Origin of the sequence: Pseudomonas sp. KB_15 (assembly GCF_052114525.1) — a bacterium.
Taxonomy (GTDB): Bacteria; Pseudomonadota; Gammaproteobacteria; order Pseudomonadales; family Pseudomonadaceae; genus Aquipseudomonas.
The window spans coordinates 1-402 of sequence record NZ_JBFREX010000288.1 but is presented as its reverse complement, the minus strand read 5'-3'; the positions used below and the strand labels follow the sequence as shown (position 1 = coordinate 402).

Below are 402 nucleotides of genomic sequence, written 5' to 3'. Positions count from 1 at the left end.
TCCCGGGCGTGATCGTAGCCGGTCTGGCCGAGGATCAACTGGTAGCCGGCGGCGTCCAGCGCATCGGTCAGCGCCTTCACGGTCGGCAGGAACTGCTGCACAGCGATGTTCGGCACCAGCGCGGCCACCATCAGGCTCTTGCGGGACTTCAGCCCGCCGGCCAGCAGGTTCGGGRTGTAGCCGGTCACCGCCACGGCCTCGCGCACGCGCGCGATGGTGGCCTCGGACACCATGCCCGGATTGCTCAACGCCCGCGAGGCGGTAATCAGCGAGACGCCGGCCTGCCGGGCGACATCATGGAGCGTGACGGACTTCGACGCTGGAGCTTGGGGCATGCGGGTTCTGGCGGGTTTAAGCGGATTGGATGGAGATACGATGTCGGCCGACGGGTTGACCCAGTCG

The 402-nt window shown here is 67.8% G+C and carries 1 protein-coding gene; it reads right to left on the bottom strand.

Annotated features, from left to right (window positions below; all coding sequences use genetic code 11):
- Window positions 1–335, bottom strand: a 335-nt coding sequence (locus tag AB4Z35_RS30925) for a LacI family DNA-binding transcriptional regulator (protein WP_442101290.1), incomplete at its 3' end; no start/stop codon positions are given.
- Window positions 336–402 lie beyond the last annotated feature (67 nt).